The organism is Nocardiopsis sp. N85 (assembly GCF_028882275.1).
Lineage (GTDB): Bacteria > Actinomycetota > Actinomycetes > Streptosporangiales > Streptosporangiaceae > Nocardiopsis > Nocardiopsis lambiniae.
Window position 1 is genome coordinate 1 of sequence record NZ_JARBUT010000028.1, and the last position, 17,251, is coordinate 17,251.

Genomic DNA, 17,251 nt, shown 5'->3' on the forward strand with positions numbered 1-17,251 from the left:
GCATCCGGATGAGAGATGACCGCGAACGTCCGCCGCCGACCGGCCTCCTCGGCGACCTCGGCCGCCTGTCGGGTCGCACCCGTCGTGTCCACACTCATGTGCCGCTCGCCCCTGGCCTCTCCCGCTGTCCGATCCGTCCAGCCTACGCTTGCCCCGAGGCCGTCCCGACCACGCGGTCAGTGTCGGGGGACGGCCCCGTCGACCGCGGCGGAGAGGCGGCGCAGCAGTTCCTCCCGGCCCAGGTCCGCCGGGTAGACGGCGACCATGACCCGGTCCCGCACGGGATCGTCGGCGGGGTGGAGCATCGGCCCGGCGGCCCGGCGGACGAACTCCATGGCGGAGTCGTAGCGCGTCCACACCTCACGGGTCTCCTGTCCGGGATGGCGCAACCAGGAGCGCAGCACGTGGTTGTGCGCGGAGATGAGTGCGGCCGCGGTCACCCCGGCGGCCAGCGAACGCTCCTCCGGGCCGCCCTCGCCCTCCCGGGCGGCCAGATAGCGACTGAACGCGGCCTGGTAGCGGGCGGTCATGGCCACCTCGCGGTCGCGCAGCCGGGGGTGGGCGCGCACCAGGTGATAGCGGGGCACGGTGACCTCGGGGTCGCTCAGGTAGCCCTGGAGGACCAGCCGCGCGGCGGCGAAGACGACGTCCAGCGGCTCCCCGGAATCGGCCTCCAGATGACGGGAGACCGAGGCGAAGAGCTCGTCGTGTTCGGCGAAGAGGATGTCCTCCTTGGAGCCGAACCGACGGAACAGGCTGCGCCGGCTCACTCCGGTGGCGGCGGCGATGTCGTCCATCGTGGTGGTCTCGAAACCGCCCTCGGTGAACAGTCGGACGGCGGCCAGCACCACCTCGCGGGTGGGCACGCGCACGGACGCCCCCCTGGCCCCCGATCGTTCCCGGACCATCGCTCCCCTCCCCTCGACCTCCGAAAGGTATCCGACCCCGGTCGGTGTACTTCGCACCTTTCACCCCCTATTCTGGCACTGAATGCCATACAGCGGCACGCAGTGCCACGAGTCGGGGGGTGGCGCACCCTCCCACGGAGGAACGCAGATGAGCGACTTCGACCTGTTCAAGACCACCGAGGAGCACGAGGAGCTGCGCGCCGCCGTGCGCTCCGTCGCCGAGGACAAGATCGCCCCGCACGCCGCCGAGGTCGACGAGAAGAGCGTCTTCCCCCAGGACGCCCTGGAGGCCTTGGTCGCCACCGACTTCCACGCGCCGCACATCGCCGAGGAGTACGACGGCGTGGGCGCCGACGCGCTGGCCACCTGCATCGTCATCGAGGAGGTCGCCCGCGTCTGTGCCTCGTCCTCGCTGATCCCGGCGGTCAACAAGCTCGGCACGATGCCGGTCATCCTCGGCGCCTCCGAGGACGTCAAGCGCCGGTACCTGCCCGAGGTGGCCGGCGGCGGGGCGATGTTCTCGTACGGCCTGTCCGAGCGCGAGGCCGGATCCGACACCGCGAGCATGCGCACCCAGGCGGTGCGCGACGGTGACGACTGGATCATCAACGGCCAGAAGTCGTGGATCACCAACGCGGGCGTCAGCAAGTACTACACCGTCATGGCGGTGACCGACCCGGAGGGCCCGCGCGGCCGCAACATCACCGCGTTCGTGCTGCACGCCGACGACGCCGGCTTCACCCTGGGCGAGCCCGAGCGCAAGCTCGGCATCAAGGGCTCCCCCACCCGCGAGCTGTTCTTCGACAACGTCCGCATCCCGGGCGACCGGATCGTGGGCGAGCCGGGCGAGGGCCTGAAGATCGCGCTGCGCACCCTGGACCACACCCGCGTCACCATCGGCGCGCAGGCCATCGGCATCGCCCAGGGCGCCCTGGACCACGCCGTGGACTACGTCAAGGAGCGCAAGCAGTTCGGCAAGGCCGTCGCCGACTTCCAGGGCGTCCAGTTCATGCTCGCCGACATGGCCATGAAGCTGGAGACCGCCCGCCAGATGGTGTACGTGGCCGCCGCCAAGTCCGAGCGCGGCGACGACGACCTGTCCTTCTTCGGCGCGGCGGCCAAGTGCTACGCCTCCGACGCCGCCATGGAGATCACCACCGACGCCGTGCAGCTGCTGGGCGGCGCCGGCTACGTGAAGGACTTCCCCCTGGAGCGCATGATGCGCGACGCCAAGATCACGCAGATCTACGAGGGCACCAACCAGATCCAGCGTCTGGTCATGGCCCGCCAGCTCCTCAAGAAGTAGCCAACGGACCGGACGCCCGGCCCTCGCTCCGCAAGCGCGGAGGGCCGGGCGTCCTCTCGTTCCCGAGACCCCTCAGAGGGTGGATTCGCGGGCGAACCGGCCGAGGGGAATGGGCTCGCGGCCGAGCGCGGCGTGGACGTCGTCGGTGGTCTCGGCGGCGCGGCCCGTGACCGCGGCGGCGAACCGTTCGTTGAGGGTGTCGATGTACCGGTCGCTCCACCCCCGGTCGGAGGCCCGGTAGTAGAAGCGCGACTCGTCCACCGGCTTGAACCGCCACACCGGGCTGTCGGTGCCCTTGGTCGACCGCACGACCCGCCCGACGGTGACCGCCTCCGGCCCGGTGAGCGTGTACTCCTTGCCGCCGTGATCGTCCACCAGCGCGGCGACGGCGACCGCCGCCACGTCCCGGGCGTCCACGAAGGCGATCTCGGTACGCCGCTTGACCGGCAGCTCCAGACGCCCGTTGCGGGACCGCGCCAGGTTCGCGAAGGTGCCCTCGGTGAAGTCCTGGAAGAGCCAGTTGGGGCGCAGCACCGTGACCCGCTCGAACAGCTCCTTGGCCTTGAACTCGGCGGCCCGCTGGTCGGAGTCGGAGGGCGCGTGCTCGGTGCCCATGGCCGACATGACCACGACCCGTTCCACGCCGATGGCGGCGGCGCGTTCGAGGAACGCCGCCACCCGGTGCCCCAGTGCGGTCCCCACCGGAGTGACCACGAACATGCGCGTGGTCCCCTCCAGCACCTCCGCCCAGTTGGAGGTATCGGTCCAGTCCAGTCGCCGTTCGGCGGTGCGCGAAGCACCGACGGCGGGCAGGCCCCGACGCTTGAACTCGGTCAGGACGCGTCGGCCCACCATGCCGGTGGCTCCGGTCACCAGAGTCTTCATCGTCTCCACCGTACCCACGCCGGAGACGGAAGTGGACGAGAACCGCGCGGAGGGTGACCGAAGTAGGGAAACGGGTGTCGTCGGTATCGTCCTCCCGTCAGGGAGGTCCCGCGGTTCCCGGGGGATCGTAGAATCGCGCTGTTATGCACACCGGCACCGGCCCGCATCGGCGTGACGTGCGCGACTGGATCGTGGACCTGTCCATGTTCCTGATCGCCCTCGTCTACGCCATCATGACGGTTCTGGACTTCCCTCCGCCGGGGCCGTCCGGCGGTGAGATCCCACCGTTCCCCGAACGCGACATGCCCACCTGGTGGGAGATCGTCGAACGGATCGTCGCGCTGGCGGCCTGCGTGTCCCTGTGGTGGCGGCGTCGGTGGCCGACCCAAATCGCCGTGGCGCTGATCGTGATCTCGGTCGTGTCCCAGCCGGCCTCCTGCGCGATGCTCATCTCGTTGTTCTCCCTGGCCCTGCACCGCCCTCCGAGGACCAGCCTGGTGGTGTTCGGTCTGGGCGTCGGTTCGGTGGCCCTGCGGTCGCTGGTGGTGCCCGACCCTTACATTCCGCCGCTGTTGGCCTTTCTCCTGGGCGTGGCGATCCAGGGCTCGGTGATCGGGTGGGGGCTGACCGTCCACCACCGGCGCGAGTTGGTGGAGTCGCTGCGTGATCGCGCGGTGCACGCGGAGACGGAGGCGCAGTTGCGCGCCGAGCACGCCCAGCATCAGGTGCGCGAGGCGATGGCGCGGGAGATCCACGATGTGCTCGGACACCGGCTGTCGCTGCTCAGCGTGCACGCGGGGGCCCTGGAGTACCGGCCGGACGCCCCGCCCGAGGAGATCGCCAGGTCGGCGAAGGTCATCCGGGAGAGCGCCCATCAGGCCCTTCAGGACCTGCGCGAGGTGATCGGGGTGTTGCGCGCCCCGGTGGGCGAGCTCCCCCAACCGACGATGGTCGATCTCCGGCAGTTGGTGGAGGAGGCCGACGACGTGGGCGCCAGGGTGGAGTTCACCACGGACTACGAGGGCACGGTCCCGGACCGGACCGGCCGTACCGCGTACCGGATCGTGCAGGAGGGGCTGACGAACGTGCGCAAGCACGCGCCGGGGGCGGACACCCGGGTGGCGGTGCGGGGGGCGCCAGGGGAGGGCCTCACCGTGGAGGTGCGCAACGGTCGCGCCCCGGTCGGCGGCTCCGGAGGGCGTTCCGACGGCCAGGGGCTGGTGGGGTTGACCGAGCGGGTGTCCCTGCTGTCGGGCCGGCTGGAGCACGGCCCGACGTCCGATGGTGGCTGGCGCCTGTCGGCTTGGCTACCGTGGCCGGCATGAGCGAGACACAGCGGGACCGCCGGGACATCGGTGTGGTCATCGTCGACGACGACGCACTGGTCAGGGTGGGGCTGGTGATGATGATGGGCGGGGCTCCGGACATCAAGGTGCTGGCCGAGGCCGAGGACGGTGGCAAGGTCCTGGACCTGGTGGACCGGCACTCCCCCGACGTGGTGCTCATGGACATCCGGATGCCGACGGTGGACGGATTGACCGCCACGGAGCGGCTGCGGGCTTTGGAGGATCCGCCGGAGGTGCTGGTCCTGACCACCTTCGACGCCGACGAGCACGTGCTGCGCGCCCTGCGCGCCGGGGCGGCGGGGTTCCTCCTCAAGGACACCCCTCCGGCGGAGATCGTGGAGTCGGTGCGCCAGGTGGCGCGCGGGATGTCGGTGCTCTCCCCCAGGGTGACGCGTCGGCTGGTGCAAAGGGTGGGCGACAACGACGCCGACGAGCGGGCCGAACAGGCGCGGACACGTTTGTCCACGCTCAACGCCCGGGAGTCGGAGGTGGCCGTGGCGGTGGGTCAAGGTCGCTCCAACGCGGACATCGCGGCATCGCTGTTCCTGAGCGTGCCGACGGTCAAGACGCACGTGTCGAGCATCCTCACCAAGCTGGGGTTGAACAACCGGGTACAGGTGGCCCTGCTGGTGCACGACGCCCGCCTGGTCCCGGACGAGTGATCGGCTTCCGGGAACGGGAGGTGACGCCGCCCCCGACGCCCCGGGGAGGTCGGTGAACACGGCGGGGAGGAGCGCGGGCACGCCCCGGACCCGGAGGAACGCACACGGGTCGCCCCCGGCGCCGGTTTCACGACGGCGGCTTCATGGTCCATCGTGGAGACCGAAGGAGACGTCGAGGAAGGAGGGACCGTGAGCGACGACATCGACCTGTCCGACGCACTCACCGTCGTCATGGAACGGGTCCGCCCGCACATCGGCGAGGGGAAGGTGGCGGACTACATCCCCGAACTGGGCCGGGTGGACCCGAAACAGTTCGGGTTCGCGGTGGCGTCGGTGGACGGCGAGGTCCGTTCCCTGGGCGACGCCGACGTCCGCTTCTCCATGCAGAGCATGACCAAGGTGTTCACGTTGGCCCTGGTCAACCAGGAGGGCGAGGACCACATCTGGGGACGGGTGGACCGGGAACCCTCCGGTAGCGCGTTCAACTCGCTCTACCAGCTGGAGTTCGAGAACGGGATCCCGCGCAATCCGCTCATCAACCCGGGCGCGATCGTGGTCACCGACGAACTGCTGGGCGACACGGGGGACGCCTTCGCGGCCCTGCGCGCGCTGCTGCGGGCCGAGACCGGGAACCCCGAGCTGGACGCCGACGAGGTGACGGCGCGCTCGGAGCTGGAGACGGGCGACCGCAACCGGGCGCTGGCCTACCTGATGGCCGGGTTCGGGAACATGCGCAACCCGGTGCCGGAGGTGCTGGACCACTACTTCCGGCAGTGCTCCATCACCATCACCGCGACGGAGCTGGCCCGGGCGGGCCTGCTGCTGGCCCGCCACGGTGTGCGGGCGGACGGGACCCGGATGATCGACCGTAACGCCGCCCGGCGGATCATGGCGATCATGCTCACCTGCGGCACCTACGACGCCGCGGGCGATTTCGCCTACCGCGTGGGGTTGCCCTGCAAGAGCGGGGTGGGCGGCGGCATCCTGGCGATCGTGCCGGGGCGCTACTCGATCGCCGCCTGGGGCCCGGGCCTGGACGCCAAGGGCAACTCGGTGACGGGGGCGCTGGCCCTGGACACGTTCACCCAGGTGACGAGCTGCTCGGTGTTCTGATCGCCCGATGCGGCGAGGACCGGCGCGGTCCCCGGGGCGTCCCGGGGACCGCGCCGGTCCTCTCAGGCGGCGGGGACGAAGGTCTCCGAGAGCCGGTCGAGGAGTTGCCGGTTGAGGTCGGGGTGATCGTTGCTCGCCACCAGGAACAGCGCGTACCCCTTCGCCTCGGTGTGGAAGCCGCGGTTGATGGCGTGCATGCGCCCGTTGCGTCCGTCGAAGGTGAACTCCCAGTCGGCGGCGGTCAGGTAGGAGTCGGCCCAGCCGCCCTCGACCTCGTCGATACCGGTGCGCTCGTAGCCGGGGAAGTTCCCCCGGGCCCGGGGCTCGAAGTCGCGCCAGTCCTCGGCGGCGTCCGGGCCGGGGGCGTCGGTCTGGTCGATGAGCAGGTAACCGCCGTCGGGGTTGCGGAAGTAGACCATGCCGCCGTCCCGCTCGTAGGTCCAGCCGTCCGGATACTCCACGGTGAACCCGCTGGAGTCCTCGTGGACCTCCAGCTCACCCTCCCAGGGGTCGGCCTCGTCCTCCTCGGGCTCCTCGTCCTCCGAGGCGCTCTCCTCGGCTTCACCCTCCTCCGAGGCCTCCTCCGACGCGGGCGGGGCGGACTCCTCCTCGTCCGGCGCGGCCCCGGCCTGCTGTTCGGAGGCCAGTCCGGCGTCGGGTGCCCCGTCGCGGTTCATGCTCACCATGAGCGTGGCCCCGGCGGCGACCACCAGGACGACGAGGACGGCGGCGACCAGCAGCAGGGTGCGCCGGTTCCCGCGTTCCCGTTCGGCTCGGGCCGGGCGGGGGGCGGGCGGCCCGGTCTTCTCCGGCGGCGGCGCCTCGGCCGCCATCGCCGTCTCCACCACGGGTTCCTCGGCGGGCGCGGTGGTGGTGAGGGTCGGCGTCACCGGTACCGCGGACTCGACCGTCTCCGCGCGGTCCCGGATCTCCCGCAGCCGGGCCCGGACGGTGTCGATGCCCGGCCGGTCCTCCGGTTTCTTCGCGCACAGTTCCCGCAGCAGCGGTGCCAACGGCCCGGCGTTGACGGGGGCCGGCAGTTCCTGGGTGACGATCGCGGTCAGTGTCGCCATCGGGGTGGGCCGGTCGAAGGGCAGGGTGCCCTCCAGCGCCTGGAACAGGGTGATGCCCAGGGACCACACGTCCGAGGCCGGGGTCGCCGAATGCCCGTGGGCGATCTCCGGTGCGAGGTAGCTGGGCGAACCGATGAGCAGCCCGGTACTGGTCAGGTGGGTGGCCCCGTCCAGGTGGGCGATGCCGAAGTCGGTGAGCACCGTCCGCCCCCGGGCGTTGATGAGCACGTTGCCGGGTTTGACGTCGCGGTGAACGATGCCGCGCCCGTGCGCCTCCGACAGCCCGGCGGCCATCTGCTCGCCGATGTCGGCGACCCGACCGACCGGCTGGGCCCCCTCGTCGCGGATCAGGTCGCCCAGGGAGGAGCCGGGGACCAGTTCCATGACGATCCACGGGCGGCCGTCCTCCTCGGCCACGTCGAACACGGTGATGATCGACGGGTGGCTGAGCTGGGCGGCGCTGCGCGCCTCGCGGAGCATGCGGGTGCGCAGGACCTCCACCTCGTGCGCGGGCAGGTTCGGCGGCGAGGTCAGTTCCTTGACGGCGACCGGCCGGTCCAGGAGGGTGTCGACCCCCTGCCAGACGCGGCCCATACCGCCCGCCCCGATCACCTCGTCCAGGCGGTACCGGTTGGCCAGGAGTCGACCGGAGTCGGCTTCCGAACTGTTCATGGGCGCGCGATTCCTCTACGGGGGAAGGGCGTACGGGGAGACGTCGGGGGAGAAGGGTGCACGGCCGGGGGGACCGAGAGAGAAGTCTAGGTTCCCCGGACGGCACGCGACGCTCCTCCCGAAGGTGCCGGCCCTGTCCCCTTGAGGTGACATGAATCCGTACATCACCCCTGACATGGGACGATCCCGCCGAAGTGCCGATATGGCACTCGCCGGACGGGATCGCCCATCCGGGCGTGTCAGGTCAGACGCACCGGCAGGCTCTCCACACCGGAGACGATGATGGACGGCAGCGGCGGCAGATCCTCCACCGGGATCGCCAGATCCAGCTTCGGGAAGCGTTCGAAGAGGCGCGGTAGGGCCTCGTTCACCTCCATGCGGGCCAGGTTCGCCCCCAGGCAGTAGTGCCGCCCGTGGGAGAAGCCCAGGTGGGACGTGTCCTCGCGGGTGATGTCGAACAGGTGCGCGGTGTCGCCGTGGCGGCCCGGGTCGCGACCGGCGGAGGCGTACCCCATCAACAGGGGTTCGCCGGCGGGGATCGCCACCCCGGCCAGTTCGATGTCCTCGGTGGTGTAGCGCATCGGCACGAACTCGCCCGGACCGTCCCAGCGCAGCACCTCCTCGACCGCCGTGGACCACGCGACCTCACCGTTCGTCAGCAGTTCCAGCTGGTCCCGGTGGATGAGCAGGGCCCGCACGGCGTTCGCGATGAGGTTCATCGTGGTCTCGTAGCCGGCGCTGATGATGAGCACCAGGCTCCAGATCAACTCGTCCTCGCTGAGCCGGTCCTCGTCGTCGCGGGCGGCGATGAGCGCGGAGGTGAGGTCGTCACCGGGTTCGGCGCGTTTGGCGGCCACCAGGGTGGTGAGGAGCGTCCACATCTCGAAGAACGTGGCCATGGCGGCGTCGGGGGTGATGCTCTGGTCGAAGAACACCCCCACCAGCCGGTGCAGCTCCCCCCGGTCCCGCGTCGGCAGTCCGAACAGGTCGCTGATGACCGTCATCGGGAGCGGCTGTGCGAAGTGCGGTTTGAGGTCGACGACGCCGTCGTTCCGCTCCGCCTCGGCGGCCAGTCCGTCCAGGAGTCCTTCGACGATGCCGACGATGCCCGAGCGCAGGTGCTCGATGCGGCGCGGGGTGAACGCCTTGGAGACCAGCCTGCGCAACCGGGTGTGCTGCTCCCCGTCGCTGGTGAGCATGTTCTCGGCGATGATCCAGGAGATCAGCGGCCAGTCCGGCGGGATCTCGCCGGCGTTGAACGCCCTCCAGTGCCTCTTGTCCTTCTGGACCCGGGGATGGGCCAGGGCCTCGGTGACGGCGGCGTGGGTCGTGGCCGCCCAGGCGACGACGTCGCCGGGGAGGACGACGGGAACGACGGGACCGAGTTCGCGCAGGTGTGCCGTCTGGGCTCTGAGGTTTCCGGGCGCGAGGCGAACGGGTTCCACGGAGATCCTTCCGCTGAGGGGGTGGGGCGAGGTACGGAGTGGAAGGGCGAGGGCGGCCCGGTCACGACCGGCGCAGCAGCCTCACCAGGAAGTTCGACAGGGACGACAACCCCGAGGCCGCCGGGGTGCGCGGGTCCGGAGCGGTGTCGAAGGCGGCGGGCACGGGTCCGGGGGCGCTCGCGGGGGTCGCGGGCGGGCGCGGGACGAAGCGGACCGGCAGGGTGACCGGCGCCCAGAACAGGGTGGCGAGCTGCCAGCGCAGTCCCTCCGGGGGGATCGCCAGGGTCGGCTCGGGCAGCCGTTCGAGGATCCTGCGGGTGGCGATGGTGGCGATCGCGGTCGCCTCGTCCCGGGCCGGGCAGCGGTGGGGGCCGGCGCCCCACGCCACGTGGGCGCGGTTGGCGCTGTCCTCCATCCGTTCGGCGTTCTCCCGCTGGAAGAAGTGGTTGGCGGCGGCGAAGCCGAGCAGGATCGGCGATCCCGCCTCGATGACGCGGCCGTCCTCCAGCGGGACGTCCACGCGCGGATAGATGACCGGGTAGTTGGTGATCGGGGGATCGCGCCACAGCACACGGCCCATCAGGTCGTCGAGGACGGCGACGGAGGCCCCACCGGCGGTGCGCAGGGCCGGATCTGCGAGCACGGCCCGCAGCGCGGAGTCGATGAGGGCGGCGGTGGGCTCGTTGGCCGCCGCGATGATGAGGAGGAGCTGCATGATGACCTCCTCGTCCGAGAGCCCGGCACGGTGCCGGATCAGTCGGCTGGTGAGGTCGTCGCCGGGATCGCGGTGCTTGGCGTCCACCACCTCCGACAGCGCCCGCTCGGCCTCGGCGTTGGAGCGTTCGGCGTCGACGCCGGCCCACAGGTTGCGCATCGCGGTGACGAACCGGACCCCCTGGTCCTCGTCCATGCCGAACAGGTCGTTCATGACGAGCAGCGGGATCATGCGCGCGTACTCGTTGAGCAGGTCGGCCTGCCCTCGCTCGCAGAACTCGTCGATGAGCCGGTCCGCGTAGCGGGTGGTGATCGCGGCGAGGTGGCCGGCGGTGACCGCGCCGAGGGCGTCGGTGATCGCCCGGCGCAACCGCTGGTGTTCGACGCCGTCCACGAACAGGGCGTTGGCCCGGGGCGCCATCATCGGCAGCAGGGGGCTGTCGGGGTCGACCCGGCCCTCGTTGAAGTCCCGCCACAACCGGGCGTCGTGGCTGAAGGTGGTGGTGTCCCGCGACCAGGAGATGAGGGTGGCGTAGTCGGTGACGAGCCAGCCGCGCACTCCGGGGGCGAGTTCGGCCGGGATGATCGGCCCGTGTTCGGCGCGCATCTTCGCGTACACCGAGTAGGGGTCGGGGTGCGGTTCGCTCAGGTACAACGCGGCGCGGGGACATCCTGAAGACACGGCGACCTCGGGGAGTGGGGCTACGCGGTCCGGGACACGACGGCTCCGGACGTACTCGGCCCGGAACCGCAACGGGTGCGTGTCCGGGCTCACACTAGCGTCATGGATCGCGCGGATGCGAGAACCGGTTCCCCTCCCTCGGGGGATTCGTGGCCCCTGTGGCCATCGTGACCTGGGAGATCGCGACCCCGGCCGATGTCGGCCACGCGAGAGCGCCCGCCCCGGGAGTCGGTTTCGAGGGGGCGGGCGCTCCACGGTGTCCCCGTGCGCGGGGCGGGCGGTCAGCGACCGAAGCGGCGCAGCCTCTGGCTGTTGGTCACCACGAACACACTGGACAGCGCCATGGCGGCACCGGCCAGCATCGGGTTGAGCAGCCCGGCCGCGGCCAGCGGGATGGCCGCCGAGTTGTAGGCGAAGGCCCAGAACAGGTTGCCCTTGATGGTGGTCAGGGTACGGCGCGCGAGCCGGACGGCGTCGGCGGCGGACCTCAGATCACCCCGGACCAGGGTGAGGTCGGAGGCCTCGATGGCCACGTCCGTGCCGGTGCCCATGGACAGCCCCAGATCGGCCCGGGCCAGCGCGGCGGCGTCGTTGACGCCGTCGCCGACCATCGCCACGACGCGGCCCTCGGCCTGGAGTCGTTCGATGACGTCGACCTTGTCCTTGGGCAGGACCTCGGCGATGACCTCGGTGATCCCCACCTCCTCGGCGACGGCGCGGGCGACCGCCCCGTCGTCCCCGGTCAGGAGGATCGGTGTGAGGCCCAGTTCCCGGAAGGAGCGGACGGCCTCGGCGCTGGTGGGCTTGACGGTGTCGGAGACCGCCAGCACGCCCCGGGCGCGGCCGTCCCATCCGACGGCGACGGCGGTACGGCCCAGGTCGCGGGCCTCCTTCATCGCCTGGGAGAGGTCCTCCCCCAGCGGCTGGGACCACTCCTCCAGCAGGGAGGGGCGGCCGACCAGGACGGCGTGCCCGTCCACGACCCCTTGGACGCCCAGGCCTTCCAGGTTGGCGAAGTCCTCGGGGACGGGCAGGGTGCCGTGGGCTGCGGCTCCGGCCGCGATGGCCTTGGCGATGGGGTGCTCGGAGGCGTTCTCCAGGGCACCGGCCAGGCGCAGGACCTCGGCCTCGTCCTCTCCGTCGGCGGCGACGACCTGTGCCAGCGCCATCGTGCCGGTGGTGACGGTACCGGTCTTGTCAAGGACGATGGTGTCGATGCGGCGGGTGCTCTCCAGGACCTCCGGGCCCTTGATGAGGATGCCGAGTTGGGCACCGCGCCCGGTACCGACCATCAGGGCCATCGGGGTGGCCAGGCCCAGAGCGCACGGGCAGGCGATGATGAGGACGGCGACCGCGGCGGTGAGTGCGGCGGTGACGGGCTCGCCGGTGCCGAGCCAGAAGCCGAGCGTGCCGATCGCGATCATGATGGCGACGGGGACGAACACCCCCGAGACCCGGTCGGCCAGGCGCTGGACCTGTGCCTTGCCGTTCTGCGCCTCCTCGACCAGACGGGCCATCTGTGCCAGACGCGTGTCGGAACCCACCCGGGTGGCGCGGACGACGAGGCGGCCGCCGGCGTTGACGGTGGCGCCCACGACGGCGTCGCCGGGGGCGATCTCCACGGGCACGGACTCACCGGTGAGCATGCTCATGTCGACGGCGGAGGTGCCGGTCCGGACGACGCCGTCGGTGGCGATCTTCTCGCCGGGGCGCACGACGAACCGGTCGCCCACCGCGAGTTCGTCGACGGGGATCCGGACCTCGCGGTCGCCGCGCAGGACGGCGACCTCCTTGGCGCCCAGCTCCATGAGGGCCTTGATGGCGGTGCCGGCCCGGCGTTTGGCACGGGCCTCGAAGTACTTGCCGAGGAGGATGAAGGAGGTGACGCCGGCGGCGACCTCCAGGTAGATGTCGGCGGAACCGTCGGTGCGTGCGATCGTCAGCTCGAAGGCGTGCGTCATGCCCGGTTCGCCGGCGGTGCCCAGGAACAGGGCGTACAGGGACCACAGGAAAGCGGCGGACACGCCCAGGGAGACGAGGGTGTCCATGGTGGCGGTGCCCAGGCGCAGGTTCTTCCAGGCGGCGGTGTGGAAGGGCAGGGCGCCCCAGACGACGACCGGCGCGGCCAGGGTGAGCGAGGCCCACTGCCAGTGGGTGAACTGGAGCACGGGGAACATCGCCATGGCGATGACGGGCACCGACAGGATCAGTGAGACGACGGCGCGGTCGCGCAGCGCCCGGGTGGGGTCCTCGGGTCCATCGTCACCCGGGGGTCGCTCCTTCCTCCGGGGCACGGTGGCGGTGTAACCGGCCTTCTCGACCTGGGCGATGAGGTCATCGACGGCGACGGGAGCGCCCTCGAAGGCGACCCTGGCCTTCTCGGTGGCGAAGTTGACGGTGGCGGTGACGCCGTCGATCCGGTTGAGGCGCTTTTCGACACGGTTGGCACAGGCGGCGCAGGTCATGCCGCCGATGGCCAGTTCGACGGGGGTGCTCATCCGTCGTGCTCCTCTCCGTCGTGGTCCGCGTCCCGGGGATCGGGGTGATCGCCTCCGCCGGTGGTCTCCTCCACGTGGTCCTGCTGTGCGGGGAGGACGGGGCCGACCCATGAGCCGACCCCGAACATCGCGGCGAACACGACCACGAGGCCGAGGGCGTAGAGCCCGAGCTTCGTGATCACTCTCATCTCAGTCACGCACCTCGTAGCCGGCCTCGTCGATGGCGGCGCGCACGGCGGCGTCGTCCACGGGACCCTCGCCGATCACGGTCACCCGCTTGGCGCCGAGGTCCACCTGCACCTCGGTGACGCCGGTGACCCCGCCGACCTCCTGGGTGACGGAGTTGACGCAGTGACCGCAGCTCATGCCGTCAACGGTGTAAACAGCGGTGGTCGTGGTGGCCATTTCGTCTCCTGTAGTGACGTGTGACTGTTCCGGCACGACCGACTATACCCCTAGGGGGTATGAGAGCGTCAAGCGTCCCCACCTCCGGACACCGTGTCCCCTCTCACATTACCCCAGGGGGGTACCCCGCTCTCGGACGAGGCCCGTGGAACACGCGGGCGCCACGGCCCCCACCGGGGACCGTGGCGCCCGCGTGAGCGCTCCCACCGCGCGACCGCGCCGGCGGGACCGCCTCGACTACTCCTGCTTCAGCTCCAACCGGGCGATGGTGCGCTCACTGGTGTGGTGGTCCACCAGGGTGAACCCCGCCCGCCGGAACATCTCCACCGTCCCGGCGTAGACCTCCGCGCTGGGCGCGCGACCGCCGGCCGTGTCCACCGGATACGCCTCCAGCACCCGCGCCCCCTGCGCCCGCGCGTACTCGATCGCCCCGTCCAACAGTCGACTCCCGAGCCCTCGGCGCCGGCGGCGCGGCGGCAGCCAGAAGCACACCAGGGCCCACACCCCCGGCTCGGCGGGATCGGCGGGGCGCAGGGTCCGCGAACGGGCCAGGCGGACGTAGTCCCCCCGGGGCGCCACCGACACCCAGCCGCACGGCCCCTCCTCGTCGTAGGCGATCAGCCCCGGCACCCGGCCGTCGAGGGTGAGGCGACGCAGCTCGTCCTTGTTGTCCGACCCGCGTCTGGGCCGCTCGCACGTGGTGCTCTCCGTGTAGTCCTTGGCCCGCCTGCGGAAGAAGGTGCACCAACAGTGACCGTAGGCTCCGGTGGGTCCGAACAGGTTCTCCAGGTCGTTCCACCGCTCGGCGGTGGCGGGCTCGATGGAGACGATGGGCATGGGGGGCTCCCTCTCGGTCACAGTGGCCGCCACGACTGTGATCCAGAACACTAGCGGTGATTCGCCGTGACGGAAAGAACACGGATGCAATCACATGCACGCTTTCTCGACGAACATCCCGAAAGTGCCCTGGTGTCCCCCTCGTCCCGACGGTCGCGAAGGGGCGACCGTCGGAACACGTTACGGGTCAGGCGATCCCGCTCACTGAACGAGGTCGGCGTACTCCGTGTTCTTGGCGATGTACGCCCGCGCGTAAGGGCAGATCGGCATCACCTTCAGCCCTTTCGCCCGCACGTCCTCCAGCGAGCGGCGCATCAGCTCGGCGGCCACCCCGCGCCCCTGGTGGGCGGGGTCCACCTCGACATGCGGAAGCGCCAGCACGCCCTCTTCCAAGCGGTGGTAGGCCGAGAAGCCGACCACCTTCCCGTCGACGCTGACCTCGTAACGCGAGCGGTCCGGAACGTCGACGACCGTCAGGTCCATGGCTCTCCCTCACTCATGTGCGCCTTGTGCACACACCTCACGAATGCCACTTTCCCACCCGGACCCCCCGCCCACACCTGCCGCTTCGCCCCGAACACACGAAGGGCCGCGGTCGCCCGCGGCCCCGCACGACGCCATCAGGCCCCGGAACGGCCCCCCTGGTAAGGATCGGTGTCGTTCCACTCTTCGAGGGAGAACGGTGGGAAGAGCTCCATGGCGACCGTCTCCTCGTCGAAAGGTCGGCTGCGGGGCCCGCCCGCCGTCCGGAACGGGCTACCGGTCCCGTCGGCCCGTGTCGACGGGGCGCGGGCCCCGGGTGCGACGGACGGCGTGGGACCGGAAGAGGTGGCCGACCGGAGCCCTGAGGACGTGCACGATTCGAGTGAACGGCGACCAGGACGAACGGCGCCACCCCAGGAGCGCGTGCCATCGCTACGGGGCCTGGGCGGCGGCCCTCGCGGCGATGTCCGGGCGAAGGATCCGGATGGGCCGCCCGTTCACCGCGCGTTCCCGTCGCGGTCGATCCCCTCGGCGCCCGTCCACCCGGAGTCGTCCGGCCCCCCGGCGGCGCGTGGGCGCGGCACCTCGGGACCGTGATCGCGGCCGCCGCCCATCGGCGGCGTGCGGCGGACCCCGTAGGGTCCCAGGCCGACCTCCTCGGCCGGGGGTCCCTGCGCGGGCGGGCGGCGCATCGCCTCCCCGTCGTCCGCGCTCCGCGGCGGCAGGGTCCACCGGACCGCGTTCACGACCAGGGTGTACGGCGTCCCGTACCCTTCCAGCCCGGCGGCCAGCAGGTCCAGTCCGGGTCGCAGGCGCGACAGCAGTGCCCCGCCCCGGCGGGCGTCGCCGCGCGCGGCGAACTCCAGCACCACCGCCAGGTGATCGGGCGGCTCACCGGCGGAGACGTCCCAGCCCGCCTCCCGGTAGAGGGCCTCGATCTCGGCCAGGGCCCGGCCACGCCGACGGGTGTCCCCGCCGGTGTGGTAGGTCATGTACGGCGATCTGCCCTGACGCGGGTCGAACACGTCGACGTGGTGCCGGCACAGATCGACCTCGGGTGTGACGGAGGCGTAGACGCAGAACTCCCGGAGTGCGTCGTGGACCGCCCCCGGGGGCAGTTCCGCGATGGCCCGGGCCACCAGCGGCAGCCTCTCGAAGAAGACGTGGTCGGGGTAACCGAGCAGGACGGACGCCACCTGGTGGGTGACCGCCCCGCGGTGGGCACGCCGGGCGGACCGGCTCGTGTCGAGCCAGCCGGTCCGGGTCGACCCGGTGGTCGACCCGGTATCGGTGGCCGGCACGGCGTCCTCCGCCCCGGACCGGTCGGTTGTGGTCCTCATTGCAACCTCCTCGCGCGGTGCGGCCGGAACCGCCTCCGCCGTCGTCGGTACCGTGATCGCCACCGCGCGTCGGTGAGAGCCCGTCGGGGCGACCGTCGCCCTCCCGGTCGAGGAGACCGACCCGATCCTTCACGGGCCCCTCCCCTGCTCGACCGCCGGTGGCGCAGCGTGTGAAAGGTCTGAGGCGGCACCGCGCGGACGACGTCGGGCCTCGCCTTCGGGGCGACCCGCCCCCGACGGCGGATCATCGGCCTCGCGGGTTTCCCACGTGATGTTCTCGCCTTTTACACGAACATCCCGAAAAAAGAACACGGTGCGGTTGACAAAGAATGCCGAACGCGCCGTACGGCCGTGACTCCAATGGTCGCGGTAGAACACATCACCTTCAGGATCGACGCATCCGAACTGCTCCCCACCGTCTTCCGAGGCCTGCGGGCGGGCCGAACGCGCATCAAGGCGGAACAGCACGGCACTCGCTTTGCCATTCGCCTCCATGAAGATGACACCCCGTTCGAAGGCCCGCATCCGGCACCTGCCGCATTCCCTTAATGAATATGCCTGGTCCGACTCGGAAGTCACGCGTCCCACACCGACAAGGGTGACAATCGCGGCAGATCCGACCTTGAGGTCGACATCCGCGGCAAGGGACCGCCGTACGGGCGGAAGTCGGACGGTGGCCGTCGCACTACGGTACGGCGGGGCGATCCCGTACGGTCGACGCGGTGTTCACGCCGACCGTGCGGGCACGGGACCTCGGCGGTCCGTCGTCCGGGCCCCGCCCGGAAGAGCCGGCCCCGCCCGGAAGAGCCGGCGCCGCCCGACGCGGACGACGATCCCGATCGCGTCGCGGGTCCGCCCAGGGCCGCCGGGACACGTCCCGTG

General features: G+C 71.2%; 17 protein-coding genes. 4 read left to right on the plus strand and 13 right to left on the minus strand.

Annotated elements, in window-relative coordinates; translation table 11 throughout:
* Window positions 1–176: 176 nt before the first annotated feature.
* A complete protein-coding gene (locus PWG71_RS26660) occupies window positions 177–908 on the minus strand; it encodes a TetR/AcrR family transcriptional regulator (RefSeq protein WP_274812785.1) in 732 nt (243 codons plus the stop codon).
* Window positions 909–1,056: 148 nt separating this feature from the next.
* Between PWG71_RS26660 and PWG71_RS26665 the strand changes: the two genes are divergently transcribed.
* Window positions 1,057–2,214, plus strand: a complete 1,158-nt coding sequence (locus PWG71_RS26665; RefSeq protein WP_274812786.1) for an acyl-CoA dehydrogenase family protein — start codon at window positions 1,057–1,059, stop codon at window positions 2,212–2,214.
* A 72-nt stretch (window positions 2,215–2,286) separates the two neighbouring features.
* On the opposite strand, the gene PWG71_RS26670 is transcribed toward PWG71_RS26665, so the two are convergent.
* Complete coding sequence (locus tag PWG71_RS26670; RefSeq protein WP_274812787.1) at window positions 2,287–3,099, minus strand: NAD-dependent epimerase/dehydratase family protein; 813 nt, start codon at window positions 3,097–3,099, stop codon at window positions 2,287–2,289.
* A gap of 143 nt (window positions 3,100–3,242) precedes the next feature.
* On the opposite strand from PWG71_RS26670, the gene PWG71_RS26675 reads away from it, so the two are divergent.
* From PWG71_RS26675 to PWG71_RS26685, 3 genes are all read left to right on the plus strand, one after another.
* Window positions 3,243–4,424, plus strand: a complete 1,182-nt coding sequence (locus PWG71_RS26675; protein ID WP_274812788.1) for a sensor histidine kinase — start codon at window positions 3,243–3,245, stop codon at window positions 4,422–4,424.
* Window positions 4,421–5,107: a response regulator transcription factor gene (locus tag PWG71_RS26680; protein WP_274812789.1), complete on the plus strand. Its 687-nt coding sequence runs from the start codon at window positions 4,421–4,423 to the stop codon at window positions 5,105–5,107. The genes PWG71_RS26675 and PWG71_RS26680 overlap by 4 nt, the downstream gene beginning before the upstream one ends.
* Window positions 5,108–5,296: 189 nt before the next feature.
* Entirely contained in the window at window positions 5,297–6,220 is a 924-nt protein-coding gene (locus tag PWG71_RS26685; RefSeq protein ID WP_274812790.1) for a glutaminase, read from the plus strand.
* A 62-nt stretch (window positions 6,221–6,282) separates the two neighbouring features.
* Here the strand turns inward: PWG71_RS26685 and PWG71_RS26690 are convergent, their stop codons facing one another.
* The 11 genes from PWG71_RS26690 to PWG71_RS26735 all read right to left on the minus strand — a co-directional run bounded on the left by PWG71_RS26690 (window position 6,283) and on the right by PWG71_RS26735 (window position 16,894).
* The gene (locus tag PWG71_RS26690) at window positions 6,283–7,965 is read right to left on the minus strand and encodes a serine/threonine-protein kinase (protein WP_274812791.1); all 1,683 of its coding nucleotides are present in this window, start codon (window positions 7,963–7,965) and stop codon (window positions 6,283–6,285) included.
* A 239-nt stretch (window positions 7,966–8,204) separates the two neighbouring features.
* Window positions 8,205–9,269: a cytochrome P450 family protein gene (locus PWG71_RS26695; RefSeq protein ID WP_274812854.1), complete on the minus strand. Its 1,065-nt coding sequence runs from the start codon at window positions 9,267–9,269 to the stop codon at window positions 8,205–8,207.
* A gap of 202 nt (window positions 9,270–9,471) precedes the next feature.
* On the minus strand, window positions 9,472–10,743 hold the full coding sequence (locus PWG71_RS26700; RefSeq protein ID WP_446725105.1) for a cytochrome P450: 1,272 nt from the start codon (window positions 10,741–10,743) through the stop codon (window positions 9,472–9,474).
* 344 nt (window positions 10,744–11,087) lie between these two features.
* Window positions 11,088–13,304, minus strand: a complete 2,217-nt coding sequence (locus PWG71_RS26705) for a heavy metal translocating P-type ATPase (protein ID WP_274812792.1) — start codon at window positions 13,302–13,304, stop codon at window positions 11,088–11,090.
* Window positions 13,301–13,492, minus strand: coding sequence for a hypothetical protein (locus tag PWG71_RS26710; RefSeq protein WP_274812793.1), 192 nt, complete (start codon window positions 13,490–13,492; stop codon window positions 13,301–13,303). The genes PWG71_RS26705 and PWG71_RS26710 overlap by 4 nt, the downstream gene beginning before the upstream one ends.
* 1 nt (window position 13,493) lies before the next feature.
* Complete coding sequence (locus PWG71_RS26715) at window positions 13,494–13,709, minus strand: heavy-metal-associated domain-containing protein (RefSeq protein WP_274812794.1); 216 nt, start codon at window positions 13,707–13,709, stop codon at window positions 13,494–13,496.
* Between the two features lie 237 nt (window positions 13,710–13,946).
* Window positions 13,947–14,546 carry a GNAT family N-acetyltransferase gene (locus PWG71_RS26720; protein WP_274812795.1) on the minus strand — a complete coding sequence of 200 codons (600 nt, stop codon included), beginning with the start codon at window positions 14,544–14,546 and terminating at the stop codon, window positions 13,947–13,949.
* A gap of 201 nt (window positions 14,547–14,747) precedes the next feature.
* On the minus strand, window positions 14,748–15,029 hold the full coding sequence (locus tag PWG71_RS26725) for a GNAT family N-acetyltransferase (protein WP_274812796.1): 282 nt from the start codon (window positions 15,027–15,029) through the stop codon (window positions 14,748–14,750).
* A 273-nt stretch (window positions 15,030–15,302) separates the two neighbouring features.
* Complete coding sequence (locus tag PWG71_RS28890; protein WP_446725106.1) at window positions 15,303–15,446, minus strand: respiratory nitrate reductase subunit gamma; 144 nt, start codon at window positions 15,444–15,446, stop codon at window positions 15,303–15,305.
* Between the two features lie 80 nt (window positions 15,447–15,526).
* Window positions 15,527–16,369 (minus strand): nitrate reductase molybdenum cofactor assembly chaperone, encoded by an 843-nt coding sequence (narJ, locus tag PWG71_RS26730; RefSeq protein WP_274812797.1) that lies wholly within the window; start codon window positions 16,367–16,369, stop codon window positions 15,527–15,529.
* Between the two features lie 129 nt (window positions 16,370–16,498).
* Window positions 16,499–16,894, minus strand: a complete 396-nt coding sequence (locus tag PWG71_RS26735) for a hypothetical protein (RefSeq protein ID WP_274812798.1) — start codon at window positions 16,892–16,894, stop codon at window positions 16,499–16,501.
* Window positions 16,895–17,251 lie beyond the last annotated feature (357 nt).

What these genes read in the sequence shown, in the direction of transcription:
- PWG71_RS26690 (WP_274812791.1), bottom strand. Translation starts at nt 7,965, where the DNA reads ATGAACAGTTCGGAAGCCGACTCCGGTCGACTCCTGGCCAACCGGTAC.
- PWG71_RS26710 (WP_274812793.1), bottom strand. Translation starts at nt 13,492, where the DNA reads ATGAGAGTGATCACGAAGCTCGGGCTCTACGCCCTCGGCCTCGTGGTC.
- PWG71_RS26735 (WP_274812798.1), bottom strand. Translation starts at nt 16,894, where the DNA reads ATGCGGGCCTTCGAACGGGGTGTCATCTTCATGGAGGCGAATGGCAAA.
- PWG71_RS26660 (WP_274812785.1), bottom strand. Translation starts at nt 908, where the DNA reads ATGGTCCGGGAACGATCGGGGGCCAGGGGGGCGTCCGTGCGCGTGCCC.
- PWG71_RS26715 (WP_274812794.1), bottom strand. Translation starts at nt 13,709, where the DNA reads ATGGCCACCACGACCACCGCTGTTTACACCGTTGACGGCATGAGCTGC.
- PWG71_RS26705 (WP_274812792.1), bottom strand. Translation starts at nt 13,304, where the DNA reads ATGAGCACCCCCGTCGAACTGGCCATCGGCGGCATGACCTGCGCCGCC.
- PWG71_RS26665 (WP_274812786.1), top strand. Translation starts at nt 1,057, where the DNA reads ATGAGCGACTTCGACCTGTTCAAGACCACCGAGGAGCACGAGGAGCTG.
- narJ (WP_274812797.1), bottom strand. Translation starts at nt 16,369, where the DNA reads ATGAGGACCACAACCGACCGGTCCGGGGCGGAGGACGCCGTGCCGGCC.
- PWG71_RS26670 (WP_274812787.1), bottom strand. Translation starts at nt 3,099, where the DNA reads ATGAAGACTCTGGTGACCGGAGCCACCGGCATGGTGGGCCGACGCGTC.
- PWG71_RS26680 (WP_274812789.1), top strand. Translation starts at nt 4,421, where the DNA reads ATGAGCGAGACACAGCGGGACCGCCGGGACATCGGTGTGGTCATCGTC.
- PWG71_RS26675 (WP_274812788.1), top strand. Translation starts at nt 3,243, where the DNA reads ATGCACACCGGCACCGGCCCGCATCGGCGTGACGTGCGCGACTGGATC.
- PWG71_RS26720 (WP_274812795.1), bottom strand. Translation starts at nt 14,546, where the DNA reads ATGCCCATCGTCTCCATCGAGCCCGCCACCGCCGAGCGGTGGAACGAC.
- PWG71_RS26725 (WP_274812796.1), bottom strand. Translation starts at nt 15,029, where the DNA reads ATGGACCTGACGGTCGTCGACGTTCCGGACCGCTCGCGTTACGAGGTC.